Below are 16,566 nucleotides of genomic sequence, written 5' to 3' on the forward strand. Positions count from 1 at the left end.
GAACTCAGAAGTGAAACAAGCCTGCGCCGATGGTAGTGTGGCACTTGCCCATGTGAGAGTAGGTCATCGTCAGACTCTTAATACCAAAACCCCAGCTTCGAAAGAGGCTGGGGTTTTTTCATTTCTGGCTTTTTATCGGCGTACGCTCCTGAAACTAAGAAGTGATATACTCACGCCAACAAATAACACTTAGTTTCTGATGGGAGCCCGGCAATGGCTGCACCTGATCATTTGGTGATTTTCGATACAACTCTTCGTGACGGCGAACAAAGCCCCGGCGCGACAATGAACAAAAATGAAAAGCTTCGTATCGCCAAGGCCTTGGAAAAGCTCCGAGTCGATGTGATCGAAGCTGGCTTCGCTATCGCCAGTCAGGGCGACTTTGAGGCGGTCAAAGCCATTGCTGAAACCATCAAAGAATCAACCATCTGTAGTCTTGCACGAGCACTCGATAAAGATATCGACCGGGCGGCAGAGGCTATCCGGCCGGCGGCCCAAGGGCGAATCCATACTTTCATCGCGACTTCGCCCATTCATATGCAGCACAAATTGCAGATGAAGCCGGACGAGGTCGTCGAGCAAGCGGTGCGTGCCGTGAAGCGAGCGAGAAGCCACGTTGATGATGTGGAATTCTCCTGTGAGGATGCAGGGCGTTCAGAGCTCGATTTCCTGTGTCGCATTATCGAAGCGGCTATCGATGCGGGTGCCACCACCATCAATATTCCTGATACGGTCGGCTATGCCATCCCTGCAGAATTCGGGGAGACGATTCGCCAGCTGCTGAACCGTATACCTAATGCCGATAAAGCAATCTTCTCTGTTCACTGTCACAACGATCTCGGGCTCGCTGTGGCGAACTCGATCGCTGCGGTGACAAACGGAGCACGGCAGGTCGAGTGTACGATTAACGGCTTGGGTGAGCGTGCAGGTAACGCCTCTCTCGAAGAGATCGTCATGGCGGTGCGCACCCGTAAAGATCTGTTCAATATCGATACTCGGGTGAATGCCGAGCACATTGTTCCTGCCTCACGTCTGGTATCCACCATTACCGGGTTCCCCGTTCAGCCCAACAAAGCCATTGTGGGAGCTAATGCGTTCGCCCATGAATCCGGTATTCACCAGGATGGCGTGCTGAAGCATCGTGAAACGTACGAGATTATGAAGGCCCAGGATGTGGGTTGGCATACCAACAGCCTGGTGTTGGGCAAGCACTCCGGTCGTAACGCTTTCCGCACTCGTTTGCAGGAATTGGGTATCCAGTTTGAAACTGAGACCGAGTTGAATGAAGCGTTCACCCGCTTCAAAGCACTGGCAGACCTTAAACACGAGATCTTCGATGAAGACTTGCAGGCCATTGCCAGTGATACCAAGCAGAAAGAAGAAGTCGGCCGCTATGGTCTGGTGTGCATGAAAGTGGCATCAGAAACCGGCGTTGTGCCAACAGCAACCCTGACCCTGACGGTTGATGGTAATGAGCACACGGTGACGTCTGAAGGCAGTGGACCGGTGGATGCCGCCTTTAAGGCGATTGAATCACTGGTCGATTCCGGTTGCAACTTGCAGTTGTACTCGGTCAACAATATCACCAGCGGTACGGACGCACAGGGTGAAGTGACCGTTCGGCTGGAGCGGGGAGGCCGAATTGTTAACGGCGTGGGTGCAGACACCGATATCATCATTGCGTCTGCCAAAGCCTATATCGAGGCCCTTAATCTGGTGACGTCGGGCGGGATTCGCCAGCATCCACAGGTTGCGGATGTCTGAACGCCAGCCGTTCACACCCAGACGAGCGATCAGGTTTCATTAATATGCACACTGAAGCGGCAAGGCAATTCTATCTCGGGGTCGCCGGGGTCAGGATGTGGTACGCGCGGGACCCCTTGCCGGGTGCTGCGCCGAGCCCAGAGTATGACTTCGGCGAGTCAGCAGAAGTGTCGGTCGCGCCAGAAATTTCGGTGGCAGTGCCGGTAGCGGCTGCGCAAAGGGATCCGGAGCTCGCGGCACGCAGTCGCGACAAAATTGCCCACCTGCAGAGTTTGATGTCGGCGGTCGAAGCGCCAAAGGCAACGCCTCGTCAGGCCGAGGCCCTGGAGCCTTCACCCGAGAAGAGTGAAACGGTTAGTGAATTGGTCGCGGCTCAGGAAGTTCCAGTTGCCGAGGAAGAACATGAGATCGTTCCTCCTCATGTGCCTGACGCGGTGCCGCGCGTGTTTATCGAGGCATGGCAGGGTAACCGCTTCTTATTAGTCGCGGAGATGTCCGAAGACACTAGCCTATCGCTGCAACAGACATTGGCGGCGAACATATTGAAAAGTCTGGGGGAGGTTTCTCCTGTTGGGCTTGGTGCTCTCCATTGGCCATTGTTTAATAACCTGAAGGTGTCGCTCAATCGCGTTGAGCATTTGTTAGAGGCGATTTCCGCGAGCTACGGTAATGCGGAATCTCGGCACGTCGTTGTTCTGGGGCACGGCGGGGATTTACTTGAGAAGGCCTTTGGTAAAGCGCCGACTGTAAGGTTTTCCGACAGCTTGGCAAAACTGGCAGCGGACCCTCAGTTGAAGCGGCAGCTATGGCAAGAGCTCAAACCGTTGGCCAGTCTATGACGGGGGCGAACGCGTCTTACGCGACCTCTTCCGCTATCCGCCCGCTCGTTCAGGAAGATCTTCCGCGAGTCATGGAGCTGGAGCGACTGGGGCATTCGCACCCCTGGACTGAGGGAATCTTTCGAGACTGTTTCAAAGACAGCTATCGGGTGTGGGCGTTCATCTATGAAAACGAACTGGTTGGCTACGCAATCGTCAGTTACCAGTTTGATGAAGCGCATTTGCTTAATGTCTGTGTGCACCCGAAATATCGAGGCATGGGGCTAGGCCGAAAGCTGCTTCAGCATGCAATAGCAGTTGCTATCGAAGACGATCTTGCATGCATGATTCTGGAAGTCCGCAAAAGCAACCGTGCGGCTACCATGCTGTATAAAAGTGAAGGTTTCCAGCAGATTGGCGTCAGGCCGAAATACTATCCCGGGCCATCCGGCGGGGAAGATGCCAGGGTCATGGAGTTGCAGTTCACCTGACCCCCCGCTAGGCCTTATAATACCGCGTTTATCATCCATTCCATTCAGGCTGTTGTCTTATGTCTAACCTATCGAAGGAAGTGGCCAAGCGCCATACCTTTGCGATTATCTCGCACCCGGATGCCGGTAAAACCACCATTACTGAAAAGGTACTGCTGTTCGGGCAGGCTTTACAGAAAGCCGGTACGGTCAAGGGCAAGAAGTCGGGTCAGCACGCAAAGTCTGACTGGATGGAAATGGAGAAAGAGCGGGGCATCTCGGTGACGACTTCGGTGATGCAGTTCCCCTATGGTGGCAAGCTGGTCAACCTGCTGGATACCCCGGGCCACGAAGATTTCTCTGAAGATACCTACCGTACTCTGACTGCCGTTGACTCCTGTCTGATGGTGATCGATAGCGCGAAAGGGGTCGAGGAGCGGACCATCAAGCTGATGGAGGTAACTCGCCTTCGGGATACTCCCATACTGACCTTCATGAACAAGCTCGACCGCGACACTCGCGATCCGATTGAGCTGATGGATGAGGTGGAGGATGTACTGAAGATTGCCTGCTCTCCGGTAACCTGGCCGATTGGTATGGGTAAAAGTTTCAAGGGTGTGTACCACTTGATCCGCGATGAGGTGATTTTGTACCAGACAGGGCAGGGTCATACGATTCAGGAACAGCGGGTCATCAAGGGTCTGGACAACCCTGAGCTTGACGGGGCGCTGGGCGGATATGCCGCAGATTTGCGTGACGAGATCGAGTTGGTGAAAGGGGCGTCCCACGAGTTCGATCAAGAAGCGTTCCTGGCGGGAGAGCTGACGCCCGTGTTTTTTGGCACCGCATTGGGCAACTTTGGCGTTGATCATATGCTTGATGGTCTGGTGGATTGGGCGCCAACGCCGCAAGCCCGCGCGACGGATGTACGGACGGTGGAGCCGGAGGAAGACGGCTTTTCCGGGTTCGTGTTCAAAATTCAGGCGAACATGGACCCGCAGCATCGGGATCGGATCGCCTTTGTCCGGATTGTCTCTGGCAGCTATAAGCAGGGTATGAAAGCCCGCCACGTGCGCATCGGTAAGGATGTTCGTTTTTCGGATGCACTTACGTTCATGGCCGGTGATCGTGAACATGCCGAGGAGGCGTTTGCCGGTGACATCATTGGCTTGCACAACCACGGAACGATCCAGCTTGGCGATACCTTTACTGCCGGCGAAGACATGAAGTTCACCGGTATTCCGAACTTTGCGCCGGAGTTGTTCCGCCGGATTCGGTTGAAAGATCCGTTGAAGGCCAAGCAGCTGCAGAAAGGTTTGATCCAGCTTTCCGAGGAAGGCGCGGTTCAGGTATTCCGGCCGTTCAAAAACAACGATCTGATTGTGGGTGCTGTCGGTGTTCTGCAATTTGACGTGGTGGTTGCCCGGCTGAAGAGTGAGTACAAGGTTGAAGCTATCTACGAGCCGATCAACGTAGCAACCGCGCGCTGGGTGACTTGCGAAGATGAGCGCAAGCTGGAAGAGTTTCAGCGCAAAAATCAGGAGAACGTCGCGCTGGATGGTGGCGATAGATTGGCCTACATCGCGCCGACGATGGTGAATCTGAGCTTGGCTCAGGAGCGCTACCCGGATGTTCAGTTCCATAAAACCCGGGAGCACTAAGAAAACCTGGCGGAGCCGAAAATGCGCCTGTTTGATGCCCATTGCCATTTCGATTTTCCTGAATTTGACGAGCGTCGGGAGCAAGTTCTGGCCCGGGCAAGAGAGGTTGGGGTGCAAGGGTTGGTCATGCCCGGGGTTCGGCGAGCCGATTGGCCGCGGCTTACGTCTTTGGCCTCCCGCGAAAAGGGGCTGTGGTATTGCCTGGGAATTCATCCCTGGTTCGTCGGTGAACATGGTCCGGCGGATTTGCTTGCCCTGGAAGCCGCGCTGGGCGCTAAGGCTCCAGAATGTCTTGGCGTGGGTGAGTGTGGGCTTGATGCGTTACGGGGATCGATAGACGAACAGTTACCGTGGTTCTCGGCGCAGGTTCAAATGGCTGCTCGTTTTGATTTGCCGCTGGTGATTCACTCCGTCAAGGCTCATGATCAGGTGGCGACATTGCTGCGCTCGGAGCGTTGGCGGGGGCGCGCGCTGATCCACGGCTTCTCTGGCAGTTATCAGCAAGCCTGCCGTTTTATTGAATTGGGCTGCTATATTGGCGTGGGTGGCGTGATTACTCACGACCGGGCAAAGAAAACGCGGGACGTGATCTCACGGTTGCCGGCAGGCGCATTGGTGCTGGAAACCGATGCTCCGGATATGCCGCCTGCGGGAGTCCCAAAGGGGCAGAACTCTCCCGAGTACATTCCGGATGTTTTTTCCCGATTGGTTGAGCTTCGGGGTGACGACAGGGAAAAGCTTGCGGAGGTGTTGTTGGAAAACACAGCTAAGCTGTATGGCGTGGCAGCGAATGTGTTGGCGCCAAGCTGAAGGTTGTGTAGGGGATTTACGAGACAAGTCGACGTAGGGTTGGCTTTCTTACGGGGTTCGAGTATACTTCGCGCCCTGGCTTTTCAAGGCGATGTCACTATCTCAGCCCCGAATAGTGCCAGCGCAAACTAGGTATGGACCTCCTCCGGATGCCTTGCATGTACCGGTGGTGGTTTTTAACGTTTCTTTTAGCGTTCAAGGCGGAATCAATGAAGACTCTGAGTGCGAAACCAGAAACTGTAAAACGTGACTGGTACGTTGTAGACGCAGCCGGCAAGACGCTGGGTCGTCTGTCAACCGAAATCGCCCTTCGTCTGCGGGGCAAGCATAAGCCTGAGTATACCCCTCATGTGGACACTGGCGATTATATCGTTGTTATCAATGCCAGCCAGGTGAAGGTTACCGGCAACAAGGCATCTGATAAGATGTATTACAGCCATACCGGCTTTCCAGGTGGAATCAAATCCATCAATTTCGAGAAGCTGGTTGACAAGGCTCCCGAGCAAATCATTCAGAAGTCTGTGAAAGGCATGCTTCCGAAAGGTCCGCTTGGTCGTGCCATGTTCAAGAAGCTGAAAGTGTACGCCGGCGCTGAGCATGCGCATGCCGCCCAGCAGCCCAAAGAACTCGACATTTAACGGAAGGCGAATATGTCTGTAGCACAAAATTACGGTACTGGTCGCCGCAAGTCATCCACGGCTCGGGTTTTTATCAAGCCGGGAAGCGGTAACATCTCTATCAATGGTCGCACTATCGAAGAATTTTTCGGTCGTGAGACTCTTCGGATGATCGTTCGTCAGCCGCTGGTTGTTGCGGGTTCTGAAGATCGTTTCGACATCAATATCACTGTCAAGGGCGGTGGTATCAGTGGTCAGGCGGGCGCAATTCGCCACGGTCTGACTCGCGCCCTGATGGATTACGATGAAACTCTGCGCCCAGCAATGCGCGAAGCGGGTTACGTAACCCGTGACGCACGTAAGGTTGAGCGTAAGAAGGTTGGTCTGCGTAAAGCGCGTAAGCGTCCGCAGTTCTCCAAGCGTTAATCTGCACTTTGTGCCGATGGAAAAACCCGATCTTTTGGTCGGGTTTTTTTGTGCCTGAAGATGATCGAAAATTTTGACCTGGCGCAGGGATAGGCCCAGCACTGGGCCTTTCTAACTTGTAAGCGAAGGTTAATTTCATTACCATTTCCTCGCTTATAATTTTGGGTTGTGAAGTCCTTTTCGAAGCGCAGTATCGGTGTTTCCGCGTCTGTGCCTCGCCTGATGGGAGAAAACCATAATGAGTAATGGCGACGTGAGCCAAGGTCGGCGCCGATTTCTAATCGGTGCCACGTCCGTGGTAGGTGGTGTCGGCGTCGTCGGTGCAGCCGTTCCTTTCGTAGCGTCCTGGAACCCCAGTGCGAAAGCGGAAGCGGCCGGTGCACCGGTAACAATGAATGTCGACAAAATTGAGCCGGGTCAACAGGTGACTGTTGAGTGGCGGGGTAAGCCGGTATGGGTTATTCGCCGGTCCAAAGAAATGCTGGATCGTGTTGAGGAAATGACTCCCCGGTTGAAAGATCCAGAGTCAACAGCAGCCAGTCAGCAGCCAGACTACATCAAAGGAACCCACCGCTCCATTAATCCGGAGTTTATGGTTCTTGTGGGTATCTGTACGCACCTGGGGTGTGTGCCTACCTATCGTCCTGAGGTGGCTCCAGCAGATTTGGGCGCCGAGTGGTTGGGTGGGTTTTTCTGCCCGTGTCACGGCTCCAAGTTCGATTTGTCGGGCCGCGTGCTAAGCGGGCAGCCAGCACCTCTGAATCTGGAAGTGCCGCCTTACCGGTTTGATAACGATACGACCATGACGATTGGTCTTGATCCGGAGGCAGCGTAATGCAAAAACTTCTGAATTGGGTAGATGAGCGACTGCCGGTCATCGATGCCTGGAACAAACACGTTGGGAAATATTACGCGCCCAAGAACTTCAACTTCTGGTACTTCTTTGGCTCTTTGGCCATGCTCGTACTGGTCAACCAGCTGGTTACCGGTATCTGGTTGACCATGAGCTACAACCCGTCCGGCGAAGGCGCATTTGCCTCTGTCGAATACATCATGCGTGATGTTGAATGGGGTTGGTTGTTGCGTTATCTGCACTCGACGGGTGCTTCGGCATTCTTCGTGGTGGTTTATCTTCACATGTTCCGTGGCTTGATGTATGGCTCCTACCAGAAGCCTCGTGAGCTGATCTGGATCTTCGGCATGCTGATTTATCTGGTGCTGATGGCGGAAGCCTTCATGGGCTACCTGCTGCCATGGGGTCAGATGTCTTACTGGGGTGCCCAGGTTATCGTTAACCTGTTTGGTGCTATTCCGGTGATCGGGGAAGATCTGTCTTTGTGGATTCGTGGTGACTACCTGATTTCCGGTATCACTTTGAACCGCTTCTTTGCGTTGCACGTTGTTGCACTGCCGATTGTTTTGCTGGCGCTGGTTGTGTTGCACATCCTGGCGTTGCACGAAGTGGGTTCCAACAACCCTGACGGGATCGATATTAAAAAGAACAAAGATGAAAACGGCATTCCGAAAGACGGTATCCCGTTCCACCCTTATTACTCAGTGCACGATCTGCTGGGTGTGGCGGTGTTCTTCTTTATCTTCTTTATCGTGGTGTTCTTCTTCCCGGAAATGGGAGGGCTGTTCCTCGAGAAGCCTAACTTTGAACCGGCTAACAGTCTGAAAACACCAGCCCACATTGCACCGGTATGGTACTTCACGCCCTTCTACGCAATGCTGCGCGCGGTAACGGTTGATCTGTTCGGTCTCGATGCCAAGTTCTGGGGTGTGGTTGTGATGGGTGCGGCCATTGCTATCCTGTTTGTTCTGCCCTGGCTGGACAGAAGCCCGGTTCGGTCAATCCGCTACAAAGGCTGGCTGAGCAAGATTGCTCTGACGATTTTCGTGATCAGCTTTGTGGTGCTGGGTTACCTGGGTATTGTCCCTGCAACTGAAGGTCGTACCACGGTTGCTCAGATCCTGACCACACTCTACTTCGCGTACTTTATTCTCATGCCATTCTATACACGCATGGAAAAAACCAAGCCAGTACCAGAGAGGGTGACAGGATAATGAGAAAGCTGATATTTGGTCTTTTCATAGCGATCCTGCCAGCTTTCGGGCTGGCAGCGGGTGCCGCGGTTCCTCTGGACGAGATGACTCCGGATCACACCGATAAGGCGTCTTTGCAGCGTGGTGCTGCGCTGTTCACCAACTACTGCATGGGGTGTCATTCCATGGAATACGCGCGCTACAAGCGTGTATCCGAAGATCTGGAAATTCCGGCCGATTTGTACGAAGAGAACCTGATCTTTACCGGCGCCAAAATTGGTGAGCTGATGAAGAACTCAATGGACAAAGATCTGGCTGCGGGTTGGTTCGGTGCACCGCCACCTGACCTGACTCTGGAGACCCGGTTGCGTGGTGAGTCCTGGGTGTATTCCTACCTGCGTGGCTTCTACAAGGACGAAAGCCGTCCCTTGGGCGTGAACAACGTGGTTTTCGATCTCGTCGGTATGCCCCACGTGATGGTTGGCCTGCAAGGGCTGTGTGCGGTTAAGCCGAACATCGGTGTGAAACCTACGGTTGAGCCTCTCAGCGGAAACATCAACAATGGAGATGTATGCCCTGAGTACGCCATCGAAGGCAGCATGAATGGTGCTGAGTTCGATCAGGCAATGTGGGATTTGACCAACTTCATGTCCTATATGGGTGACCCGGTGAAGGTTGAGCGCGAGCGTCTTGGTATTTTCGTGCTGATCTTCGTGGCCATCTTCTTCGTCTTCGCATACTTGCTCAATCGCGAGTACTGGAAAGACGTACATTAAGATTTAGGGTATAATCCTTAATCCTAGATTCCAGCGGTCCCTCAAAGGACCGCTGGTTTTTTGCGTTTACTGGATTGTTTCGATTTTAGAATCGTGAGGTAGCTTATATGGGCGTTGTGACCAAGCGGTCATCAATGACGTTTTTCTCGGACCCGAACAGCCACTACAGCCATCGCGTGCGTATTGTATTGGCTGAGAAGGGCGTTACCGTTGATGTTGTTGATGTGGAGCCGGACAACCCTCCGGCAGAACTGGCGGATCTGAACCCGTACAACGCCGTACCGACATTGGTGGATCGTGATTTGGTTCTGTACGAGCCGAACATCATGATGGAGTATCTGGATGAGCGTTTTCCGCATCCACCGCTTTTGCCTGTGTACCCCGTTGCACGAGCTAACAGCCGCTTGATGATCCACCGGATTCAGAAAGACTGGTGTGCTCTGGTTGATCAAATCGTTGCTCAGCCAACCGGTAAGGCTTCAGACGCCGCCCGTAAAGAGCTGAAAGAAAGCTTGTTGGCGACCGGCCCTCTGTTCGCGGAAATGCCGTTCTTCCTGTCTGAAGAGTTCACCATTGTGGACTGCTGCATTGCGCCGATCTTGTGGCGTCTGCCGGCGCTCGGGATCGAGCTGAGCGATAAAGACAAGCAGGCCAAGCCGCTGCTCAAGTATATGGAGAGTATCTTCAGTCGCGAAGGCTTTAAGGCTAGCCTTTCTGATCTTGAAGAAGATATTCGCAGCTGATGGCATAGCGCCCGGCTTCCAAATCAGGAGTTGTTGTAGTGTCTGATTTAAATATTGCCATGACCTCCAGCCGCCCCTACTTGGTAAGGGCGCTGAATGAGTGGATTCTGGACAATGACTGTACCCCGTATATTGTGGTTGATGCGGGGGTACAGGGTGTTCAGGTGCCGACAGAGCACGTAGCTAATGGCCAGATTGTTCTGAATATCAGCACTGGTGCCGTACGAGGTCTGGTGATTGGTAATGGAGCGATTGAGTTTAGCGCCCGATTCGGCGGCGTGCCCATGCAGGTGTTCATTCCGCTGCAGGCTGTGCTGGCAATCTATGCTAAAGAAAATGGTGAGGGAATGGTGTTCGGCAGCGAGCCGGGCTTTCCTGATCCGGAAGGGGATGATGCTCCCGCCCCGAAAGCGGACGAGCGGCCTTCCGGCCGGCCGACGCTAAAGGTAGTGAAATAAAAAAAAGCCGGCTTGCCGGCTTTTTTCTTACCCGCCAAATAGCTTCGCATCGATCTGATCACACAAAGCATTGATGATCACCATCATTAACGGTGTGGCTTCGTGGGGTGACAGATCGTTCAACGCAACTTCGTGGTCTTCCGGGTGCATCAGAGAGGTGATGTCCGATTTCTCCCGTGCGCTGAGGACAACAACCATCATTTCCCGATCGTGGGCCGCCTGAATAGCCTGAATCAGGTTGGCTTTGTGGCCGTCGTCGACAACCACGAACAGTAGGTCTCCGGGTTTGCCTACAGCCCTTACTTGTCTGGAAAAAGTGTCGTTAAAGCGGTTGTCTCGGCAAATTGCAGAGTAGGTGGTCGCGTCCGCGCCCAGGTTGATGGCGGGGAGCGCGGGACGATCCTGATCAAACCTTGAGAGCAGCGCTGTGCACAGGTATTGGGTAAGCACGTTGGCGTTACCATTCGCGCAGGCGATAATTTTGCCATCCTGGAGCAGTGTGGTTACGAACGCGTCTGCTACGGTTCCAATGGCCGGGCCTGCGGTGACTGCAGCTTGCGCTGTCTGTTCCATGTGGTTTGCAAACCAGTAATTGATTCGTTCTTCGGTATTGGTCATGGTGCCGGTACTAATCTGCCTGAATTGCATTTTTAACCCATTGTACCCGGTATTTGCTGGTAGTTCCCGGCGTAATACCGACTACGTCGATGCGCGTCTCTGCATCCCAAAGGTTGTTTCGGTGAAGGTAAAAGGAGGCGGCTCTCACTAGCCGCTTCTGTTTGCTCGGGTTGATGGAATCCAAAGGATCTACCAAGCTGTTGCTCTTCCGGTACCGTACCTCAAAAAACACCAGCGCGGTTCCGTCCAGGCCGATGAGGTCGATTTCGCCTCCGCGGTTATAAACGTTGCGTTCAAGTATGGATACGCCCCGGCTGATGAGGTATCGGGCGGCCACTCCCTCGTAGAAGGCACCTAACGCTTTTTTGCCGTCCTTGGCCATGGTCTATCGCTTTGTGGTTGTTATTCGCCAGATACGAGAGCGTCCGGAGATTTGGTTTCCAGTACTTCGGGGCTGCCATTAACGAATTTGGCCCACAGCTGTTCTCTGTGTATTGCGCCGGAAGGGGCCATGGTAAGTGTGCCTGTGTGGCCGTTAATGGCAGCATCTTTGACCTGTTGAAGAAGCGGTAAGCGCTTGCTGAGTTGCCAGGCGTCAGCGCCCATGGCAAACAGTCGCCCCAGTTGCCCTTTGGTGCCGCTGAGATACTTTTCCGCATCACTGCGCAGCGGGTTGTCTTCTGCGAGCACCCACGGAATATCGGTAAATATGACGTTGTTTAAATCGCGGTCCCGGCTCGGGTTGGGCACGCCTTCGTAGGTGATGGATGGCGCGTATACCGGTAGGTTGCCCGCGAAATAGAAGGCGAACAACGGTTTAAACTGACGGGCGATCGTTGGTGCGGCGACCATCACGATGGCTTCGGCATCCTGGCGTGGGCGGGGTTCGAATTCGACGTTCAGACCGATGGTGCGTTCGACATCGATTGCGCGTTGCCGGGATGCGGTTACACCGAGCACGTCGGCGGTGATGGCGCGCAGGTTGTCTTCGGGGAAGAAGCGCTGAACGTGGAGTACGGTCACTCCGGTTTCTTCAAGCTTGTTGGTTAGTGCGGTGGTAACCCGATCTCCCCACTCGCCGCTCGGGATGAGCGCCAAAATACGTGTGATGTTGTCCTTCGCCAGTTGCCGGGCAATTTGTCGGGCCTCATCTTCGGCCGACAGTCCGTATTGGTAGAGGCCGTCAGGTGCTTTGTGATCATTCGGCAGATAGTTCAGGCCTAGTACGGGTACCGGAAGGGTGTTCATCTCAGATAGTTCCGTCAGGCCGGCTTTCTCGAGAGGGCCCACAATCAAGTCAGCGTTGCTGGTACTGAGCTTGCCGTAAAGCTCGAGAAACGACTGGTTGGTCGTATCAACAACACGGATATCCGTCTTGCTACGGTTCGTGCTGTCGTCGTAATAGGCTGCGATGAACCCGTCCCGAATGGCTTTGCCGGCGCTGGCTAATGGCCCGTTGAGTGGCAACGCCAAGACGATGTTTTCCGGCCGCGACGAGGAAATGTCGGCCATGAGCGCGAGTTCTTTTGGCAGGGTTTGGGCTGCAGGGTGTCCGGGCCAGTTATTTTGCCACTGTCGAATCAATCGGCCCTGTGCATCGAGATTTCCGCTGGTGTTTCTGAGCGTGCTCGCCAATTCCAGCCAGCCCTGGTTTTCAAAGCCGATGGCTTTGTTGTTGCTGGCTTGCAGTTCTTGGCTGTCAACGGTTTTCAGCTGATTCCAGATCCTGTCATGAATATTCTGGGGGCTGGTGCTGCTGTCGGTTTGGCCCAGCAAGATCAGTGTCATGGCTGCATCGAGTGGTTCGCCTGCCAAGGCCTGGGTTTGTGCTTGCAGGTTCGCAGCCCGGGCCAGTAAATCGCTGGGATACTGGAGAAAGTCTTCGGTCTTGCTGGTGGCCGCGAGTTCTTCTGCCCAGGTGCGGTCTTCCAGCTCGATGGCGCTGACCATGGCCAGTAGTCGTTGCTGTTCGAGGAGTTGTCCCTCAGCAGATTTTAAAAGGTCGTGCAGAAGGATCTTTCGGGCTGCAGCGTGATCGCCCTTCGTCTGGTAATTGCTGGCTATGCGGAGAAGATAGCGTTGGGCGCGTTGCGGGTCGTTTTCATCCGCCGCTATGGACAAGGCTTGTTCTGGCGTTTCGGCAACGTGAGTGTCCAGATTAATGGACGCACAGCCGCTAAACAGGGTCATCAGAACGACGAGTAGCGTGAACGTGGGTAATGAGTTGCGGTTTGTCATCATGGCAGGCTCGGTGGTCTCCGGATCATTGGGCTTGTGATGCCGCTAATTAGCTGGCAAGTTTACCAGCTCCCGGTCTTTTTCACATGACGTGCCTGTCATGGGCCGACTATATAACCGTGTTATCAATTCTTCGGAGTCATATATGCCCAGTTCTGAGCGAACACCCGTTAGTGTCGGCGGCCAGTTGTTCGTCGTTGCCACACCGATCGGAAATCTCGAAGATTTAACCGAGCGGGCGCGCCAGGTGTTGGCTAAAGCTGATTTGGTGGCGGCCGAGGATACCCGCCACAGTGGCAGATTGCTTCAGCATCTCGGGCTAAATAAGCAGATGCTCGCGTTGCATGACCACAATGAACGGGCTCGAGTACAGCAGGTTCTCGAGGCGTTGTCGCAAGGACAAAGCATCGCGTTGGTGTCTGATGCGGGTACGCCTTTGATTTCCGATCCCGGGTATATTCTGGTGAGAGAGGCTCGGGCGGCCGGTTTTCAGGTTTCTCCGATTCCCGGCGCATGTGCCTTGGTGGCGGCTCTGTCGGCTGCGGGTTTGCCAACCGACCAGTTTTTGTTCGCCGGTTTTTTGCCTGCGAAGCGGGCGGGGCGCAAGTCTGCGCTGGAAAACTTTAAGCGCCAACCTGCTACGCTGGTGTTCTACGAGTCGCCACATCGTATTGCGGATTTTATGGAGGATCTTGTCGAGGTGATGGGTGCAGAGCGCGAGTGCGTGTTGGGCCGAGAGCTGACCAAGGCCTTCGAAACCTTCTATACAGGGGCTGCAGCTGAGGTGTTGGCCGATCTGCAAGCCGATCCTCATGGTGCCAAGGGCGAATTTGTGGTGATGATTCGTGGCTCCGAAGAGGTTCCGGGCGCTGAGGCTTCTGTTGAGGCGGATAAGTTGCTGGCGATGCTGGTGAAAGAGTTGCCGGTGAAGAAGGCGGCCAGAATTGTCGCGGATGTCTGCGGTTTGGGGAAGAATGAGCTGTATCAGCGAGCGCTGGAGTTGAAGGAGGGTTAAAGCACTTGCGTGCGGGCAGCTGCAGGGGTATTGTCAGCTCCGAGCTCGCCAGACAGTCGCCGCCGGTTTTACCGGGGGAGGAAAGTCCGGGCTCCATAGGGCAAGGTGCCAGGTAACGCCTGGGCGGCGCGAGTCGACGGAAAGTGCAACAGAAAATACACCGCCTAAGTGCCTTCGGGCACCGGTAAGGTTGAAATGGTGCGGTAAGAGCGCACCGCGTGACTGGCAACAGTTCACGGCATGGTAAACCCCACCTGGAGCAAGACCAAATAGGAATCCGTTGGCGTGGCCCGCGCTGGATTCGGGTAGGTTGCTTGAGGCCTGTGGTGACGCAGGCCCTAGATGAATGACTGTCCACGACAGAACCCGGCTTATCGGCGAGCTCTTTTTCCTATCATTATTTAATGTGCGTACTTCTCACAACCCTGCGGTTATAGCCAAAAGATCTTATACTTTAGGTTAAGCGTTTAGAACGCTCTGCAGGTTCTTGTTTTTTCGATACTTCTCATCGCCTGTTCAGTATCTCCATAAATTTCTATTTCGTAACCTCTTGTCATTAAAGGAACTTTTGGCCTTGCGGCGGCGAAAGTGGCGCTTGCATTGTCTTTTGCGTGTTTCTATAGTGTGCGGAAGTGGGAAAAAGTGGTTTCTAGTGGTTTTTTGTGGAAATAGCACCCTTGGATACGGCGTAAATGAGCAACTTTCTTGGCAGTCATGCCATCAATATGGACGCGAAGGGTCGCTTGGCGATCCCGACAAAGCTGCGCGAAGAACTCGCGCAGCTTTGTGGTGGCCGTATTGTTTTGACTGCCAGCGCCAATACCGACGAGGAACGTTGCGTGCTGTTGTACCCGGAGCCCGAATGGGAGGCTCTGCGCCCCAAAATTGAAGCTCTGCCCAATATCAAGAAGCCGGTTCGGCGTCTGCAGCGCCTGATGCTCGGTAATGCTGCACCCATGGAGCTGGATTCGGCAGGCCGCATTCTGGTGCCGCCCACGCTCAGGAGTTATGCGTATCTGGAAAAGAAATTGATGCTGATTGGTCAGGGAAATAAATGGGAGCTCTGGAGCGAAGAGCGTTGGATGGCCTGGCTGGATGAGTCTTCTGATGACGACGATGTGCCACCAGAGATGGAGGCATTGTCACTATGAACAAGTCCGGGTCTGGCGCGATGGAAGGCTTCAAGCATCGGTCTGTATTGCTCGATGAGGCGGTCGATTACCTGATTAACGACGGCTCAGGTTGTTATGTCGATGCCACATTCGGGCGCGGCGGCCACAGTCGGCTCATTCTGAGTCAGCTTAACGAGCAAGGGCGCCTGTTGGGGGTTGATAAAGATCCTGAAGCAATCCGGGTGGCGGAGGAATTGGCAGCCAGCGACCAACGGTTTGGCTGGTTCCATGGTTCGTTTTCGGAGCTGAACGACGCGTTGGACGCCAGGCAGTGGCCGACCGTCAACGGTGTGTTGATGGATCTGGGTGTGTCCTCGCCGCAGCTGGATGATGCCGAGCGCGGGTTTTCCTTTATGCGGGACGGCCCGTTGGACATGCGGATGAATCCGCAGCAGGCGCCCAGCGCCGCGCAATGGCTGGCCAGCGCGGATGAAAAAGACATTGCCGATGTAATTTTCCGGTACGGCGAAGAGCGCTTCTCTCGCCGTATTGCGCGTTTGGTGGTTCAGCGCCGGGCGGAAGAACCGCTGGAGACAACCCGGCAGCTGGCTGAGCTGGTGGCCGAGGCCGTCCCCAAGAAAGAGAAGCACAAGCACCCGGCTACCCGTACCTTTCAGGCGATCCGAATCTTTATCAATCGGGAGCTGGAGGATCTGGAAATCGGGTTGAAGGCCGCTGCCGAGCGTCTGGCGCCGGGTGGTCGATTGGTGGTGATCAGTTTTCACTCTCTGGAAGATCGTTTAGTTAAGCGGTTTATGCGAGATCTGGCCCAAGGGCCAAAGATTCCAAAGGGCGTGCCAGTGACGGCGGAGCAGATGCAGTCTTCTTACCGTCTGATCGGCAAGGCCAATAAGGCCAGTGATCACGAAATAGACGAAAACGTTCGGGCTCGCAGTGCTGTCATGCGCGTGCTGGAACGAAGAACTCACTGAAG

19 protein-coding genes and 1 other RNA gene are annotated in these 16,566 nt (G+C 54.5%); 17 read left to right on the top strand and 3 right to left on the bottom strand.

What is annotated here, in order from left to right; all coding sequences use genetic code 11:
- The 13 genes from Q9245_RS10790 to Q9245_RS10850 form a co-directional block, all read left to right on the top strand.
- A partial coding sequence (locus Q9245_RS10790) for a hypothetical protein (RefSeq protein WP_305897206.1) occupies positions 1-193 on the top strand: 193 nt, incomplete at its 5' end.
- Positions 194-213: 20 nt separating this feature from the next.
- Positions 214-1,764, top strand: coding sequence for a 2-isopropylmalate synthase (locus Q9245_RS10795; protein WP_305897207.1), 1,551 nt, complete (start codon positions 214-216; stop codon positions 1,762-1,764).
- 44 nt (positions 1,765-1,808) lie between these two features.
- A complete protein-coding gene (locus Q9245_RS10800) occupies positions 1,809-2,603 on the top strand; it encodes a hypothetical protein (RefSeq protein ID WP_305897208.1) in 795 nt (264 codons plus the stop codon).
- Complete coding sequence (gene rimI, locus Q9245_RS10805) at positions 2,570-3,073, top strand: ribosomal protein S18-alanine N-acetyltransferase (protein ID WP_305897209.1); 504 nt, start codon at positions 2,570-2,572, stop codon at positions 3,071-3,073. Before Q9245_RS10800 ends, rimI begins: the two co-directional genes overlap by 34 nt.
- Before the next feature lie 59 nt (positions 3,074-3,132).
- A complete protein-coding gene (gene prfC, locus Q9245_RS10810; protein ID WP_305897210.1) occupies positions 3,133-4,713 on the top strand; it encodes a peptide chain release factor 3 in 1,581 nt (526 codons plus the stop codon).
- A 21-nt stretch (positions 4,714-4,734) separates the two neighbouring features.
- On the top strand, positions 4,735-5,523 hold the full coding sequence (locus Q9245_RS10815) for a TatD family hydrolase (protein ID WP_305897211.1): 789 nt from the start codon (positions 4,735-4,737) through the stop codon (positions 5,521-5,523).
- Positions 5,524-5,732: 209 nt separating this feature from the next.
- Positions 5,733-6,161, top strand: coding sequence for a 50S ribosomal protein L13 (rplM, locus tag Q9245_RS10820; RefSeq protein WP_114333849.1), 429 nt, complete (start codon positions 5,733-5,735; stop codon positions 6,159-6,161).
- Between the two features lie 12 nt (positions 6,162-6,173).
- The gene (rpsI, locus tag Q9245_RS10825) at positions 6,174-6,566 is read left to right on the top strand and encodes a 30S ribosomal protein S9 (RefSeq protein WP_114332874.1); all 393 of its coding nucleotides are present in this window, start codon (positions 6,174-6,176) and stop codon (positions 6,564-6,566) included.
- A 238-nt stretch (positions 6,567-6,804) separates the two neighbouring features.
- On the top strand, positions 6,805-7,401 hold the full coding sequence (gene petA, locus Q9245_RS10830) for a ubiquinol-cytochrome c reductase iron-sulfur subunit (RefSeq protein WP_305897212.1): 597 nt from the start codon (positions 6,805-6,807) through the stop codon (positions 7,399-7,401).
- Positions 7,401-8,633, top strand: coding sequence for a cytochrome bc complex cytochrome b subunit (locus Q9245_RS10835; RefSeq protein ID WP_305897213.1), 1,233 nt, complete (start codon positions 7,401-7,403; stop codon positions 8,631-8,633). Before petA ends, Q9245_RS10835 begins: the two co-directional genes overlap by 1 nt.
- A complete protein-coding gene (locus tag Q9245_RS10840) occupies positions 8,633-9,388 on the top strand; it encodes a cytochrome c1 (RefSeq protein WP_305897214.1) in 756 nt (251 codons plus the stop codon). The genes Q9245_RS10835 and Q9245_RS10840 overlap by 1 nt, the downstream gene beginning before the upstream one ends.
- A 107-nt stretch (positions 9,389-9,495) precedes the next feature.
- Positions 9,496-10,131 carry a glutathione S-transferase N-terminal domain-containing protein gene (locus Q9245_RS10845; RefSeq protein ID WP_199007681.1) on the top strand — a complete coding sequence of 212 codons (636 nt, stop codon included), beginning with the start codon at positions 9,496-9,498 and terminating at the stop codon, positions 10,129-10,131.
- Between the two features lie 59 nt (positions 10,132-10,190).
- The gene (locus tag Q9245_RS10850) at positions 10,191-10,589 is read left to right on the top strand and encodes a ClpXP protease specificity-enhancing factor (RefSeq protein ID WP_305897608.1); all 399 of its coding nucleotides are present in this window, start codon (positions 10,191-10,193) and stop codon (positions 10,587-10,589) included.
- A gap of 27 nt (positions 10,590-10,616) precedes the next feature.
- Here Q9245_RS10850 and Q9245_RS10855 read toward each other — a convergent pair whose 3' ends face one another.
- Genes Q9245_RS10855 through Q9245_RS10865 form a run of 3 tightly spaced genes read right to left on the bottom strand, consistent with a single transcriptional unit; the run spans position 10,617 to position 13,448 of the window.
- Positions 10,617-11,207 carry an SIS domain-containing protein gene (locus Q9245_RS10855; protein ID WP_133007616.1) on the bottom strand — a complete coding sequence of 197 codons (591 nt, stop codon included), beginning with the start codon at positions 11,205-11,207 and terminating at the stop codon, positions 10,617-10,619.
- 10 nt (positions 11,208-11,217) lie between these two features.
- Positions 11,218-11,589 carry a YraN family protein gene (locus tag Q9245_RS10860; protein ID WP_305897215.1) on the bottom strand — a complete coding sequence of 124 codons (372 nt, stop codon included), beginning with the start codon at positions 11,587-11,589 and terminating at the stop codon, positions 11,218-11,220.
- 20 nt (positions 11,590-11,609) lie between these two features.
- A complete protein-coding gene (locus tag Q9245_RS10865) occupies positions 11,610-13,448 on the bottom strand; it encodes a penicillin-binding protein activator (RefSeq protein ID WP_305897216.1) in 1,839 nt (612 codons plus the stop codon).
- A 142-nt stretch (positions 13,449-13,590) separates the two neighbouring features.
- Between Q9245_RS10865 and rsmI the strand changes: the two genes are divergently transcribed.
- The 4 genes from rsmI to rsmH all read left to right on the top strand — a co-directional run bounded on the left by rsmI (position 13,591) and on the right by rsmH (position 16,564).
- The gene (gene rsmI, locus Q9245_RS10870; RefSeq protein WP_305897217.1) at positions 13,591-14,460 is read left to right on the top strand and encodes a 16S rRNA (cytidine(1402)-2'-O)-methyltransferase; all 870 of its coding nucleotides are present in this window, start codon (positions 13,591-13,593) and stop codon (positions 14,458-14,460) included.
- Positions 14,461-14,500: 40 nt separating this feature from the next.
- An RNA gene (gene rnpB / locus Q9245_RS10875) (RNase P RNA component class A) lies at positions 14,501-14,850 on the top strand.
- A 302-nt stretch (positions 14,851-15,152) separates the two neighbouring features.
- Positions 15,153-15,611, top strand: a complete 459-nt coding sequence (mraZ, locus tag Q9245_RS10880) for a division/cell wall cluster transcriptional repressor MraZ (RefSeq protein WP_114332882.1) — start codon at positions 15,153-15,155, stop codon at positions 15,609-15,611.
- Complete coding sequence (gene rsmH / locus Q9245_RS10885; protein WP_305897218.1) at positions 15,608-16,564, top strand: 16S rRNA (cytosine(1402)-N(4))-methyltransferase RsmH; 957 nt, start codon at positions 15,608-15,610, stop codon at positions 16,562-16,564. Before mraZ ends, rsmH begins: the two co-directional genes overlap by 4 nt.
- Positions 16,565-16,566 lie beyond the last annotated feature (2 nt).

This window comes from Marinobacter sp. MDS2 (assembly GCF_030718085.1).
Classification (GTDB): domain Bacteria; phylum Pseudomonadota; class Gammaproteobacteria; order Pseudomonadales; family Oleiphilaceae; genus Marinobacter.

Coding starts and splice junctions, on each gene's coding strand:
- Q9245_RS10795 (WP_305897207.1), top strand. CDS start 214: ATGGCTGCACCTGATCATTTGGTGATTTTCGATACAACTCTTCGTGAC.
- Q9245_RS10800 (WP_305897208.1), top strand. CDS start 1,809: ATGCACACTGAAGCGGCAAGGCAATTCTATCTCGGGGTCGCCGGGGTC.
- rimI (WP_305897209.1), top strand. CDS start 2,570: ATGGCAAGAGCTCAAACCGTTGGCCAGTCTATGACGGGGGCGAACGCG.
- prfC (WP_305897210.1), top strand. CDS start 3,133: ATGTCTAACCTATCGAAGGAAGTGGCCAAGCGCCATACCTTTGCGATT.
- Q9245_RS10815 (WP_305897211.1), top strand. CDS start 4,735: ATGCGCCTGTTTGATGCCCATTGCCATTTCGATTTTCCTGAATTTGAC.
- rplM (WP_114333849.1), top strand. CDS start 5,733: ATGAAGACTCTGAGTGCGAAACCAGAAACTGTAAAACGTGACTGGTAC.
- rpsI (WP_114332874.1), top strand. CDS start 6,174: ATGTCTGTAGCACAAAATTACGGTACTGGTCGCCGCAAGTCATCCACG.
- petA (WP_305897212.1), top strand. CDS start 6,805: ATGAGTAATGGCGACGTGAGCCAAGGTCGGCGCCGATTTCTAATCGGT.
- Q9245_RS10835 (WP_305897213.1), top strand. CDS start 7,401: ATGCAAAAACTTCTGAATTGGGTAGATGAGCGACTGCCGGTCATCGAT.
- Q9245_RS10840 (WP_305897214.1), top strand. CDS start 8,633: ATGAGAAAGCTGATATTTGGTCTTTTCATAGCGATCCTGCCAGCTTTC.
- Q9245_RS10845 (WP_199007681.1), top strand. CDS start 9,496: ATGGGCGTTGTGACCAAGCGGTCATCAATGACGTTTTTCTCGGACCCG.
- Q9245_RS10850 (WP_305897608.1), top strand. CDS start 10,191: ATGACCTCCAGCCGCCCCTACTTGGTAAGGGCGCTGAATGAGTGGATT.
- Q9245_RS10855 (WP_133007616.1), bottom strand. CDS start 11,207: ATGACCAATACCGAAGAACGAATCAATTACTGGTTTGCAAACCACATG.
- Q9245_RS10860 (WP_305897215.1), bottom strand. CDS start 11,589: ATGGCCAAGGACGGCAAAAAAGCGTTAGGTGCCTTCTACGAGGGAGTG.
- Q9245_RS10865 (WP_305897216.1), bottom strand. CDS start 13,448: ATGATGACAAACCGCAACTCATTACCCACGTTCACGCTACTCGTCGTT.
- rsmI (WP_305897217.1), top strand. CDS start 13,591: ATGCCCAGTTCTGAGCGAACACCCGTTAGTGTCGGCGGCCAGTTGTTC.
- mraZ (WP_114332882.1), top strand. CDS start 15,153: ATGAGCAACTTTCTTGGCAGTCATGCCATCAATATGGACGCGAAGGGT.
- rsmH (WP_305897218.1), top strand. CDS start 15,608: ATGAACAAGTCCGGGTCTGGCGCGATGGAAGGCTTCAAGCATCGGTCT.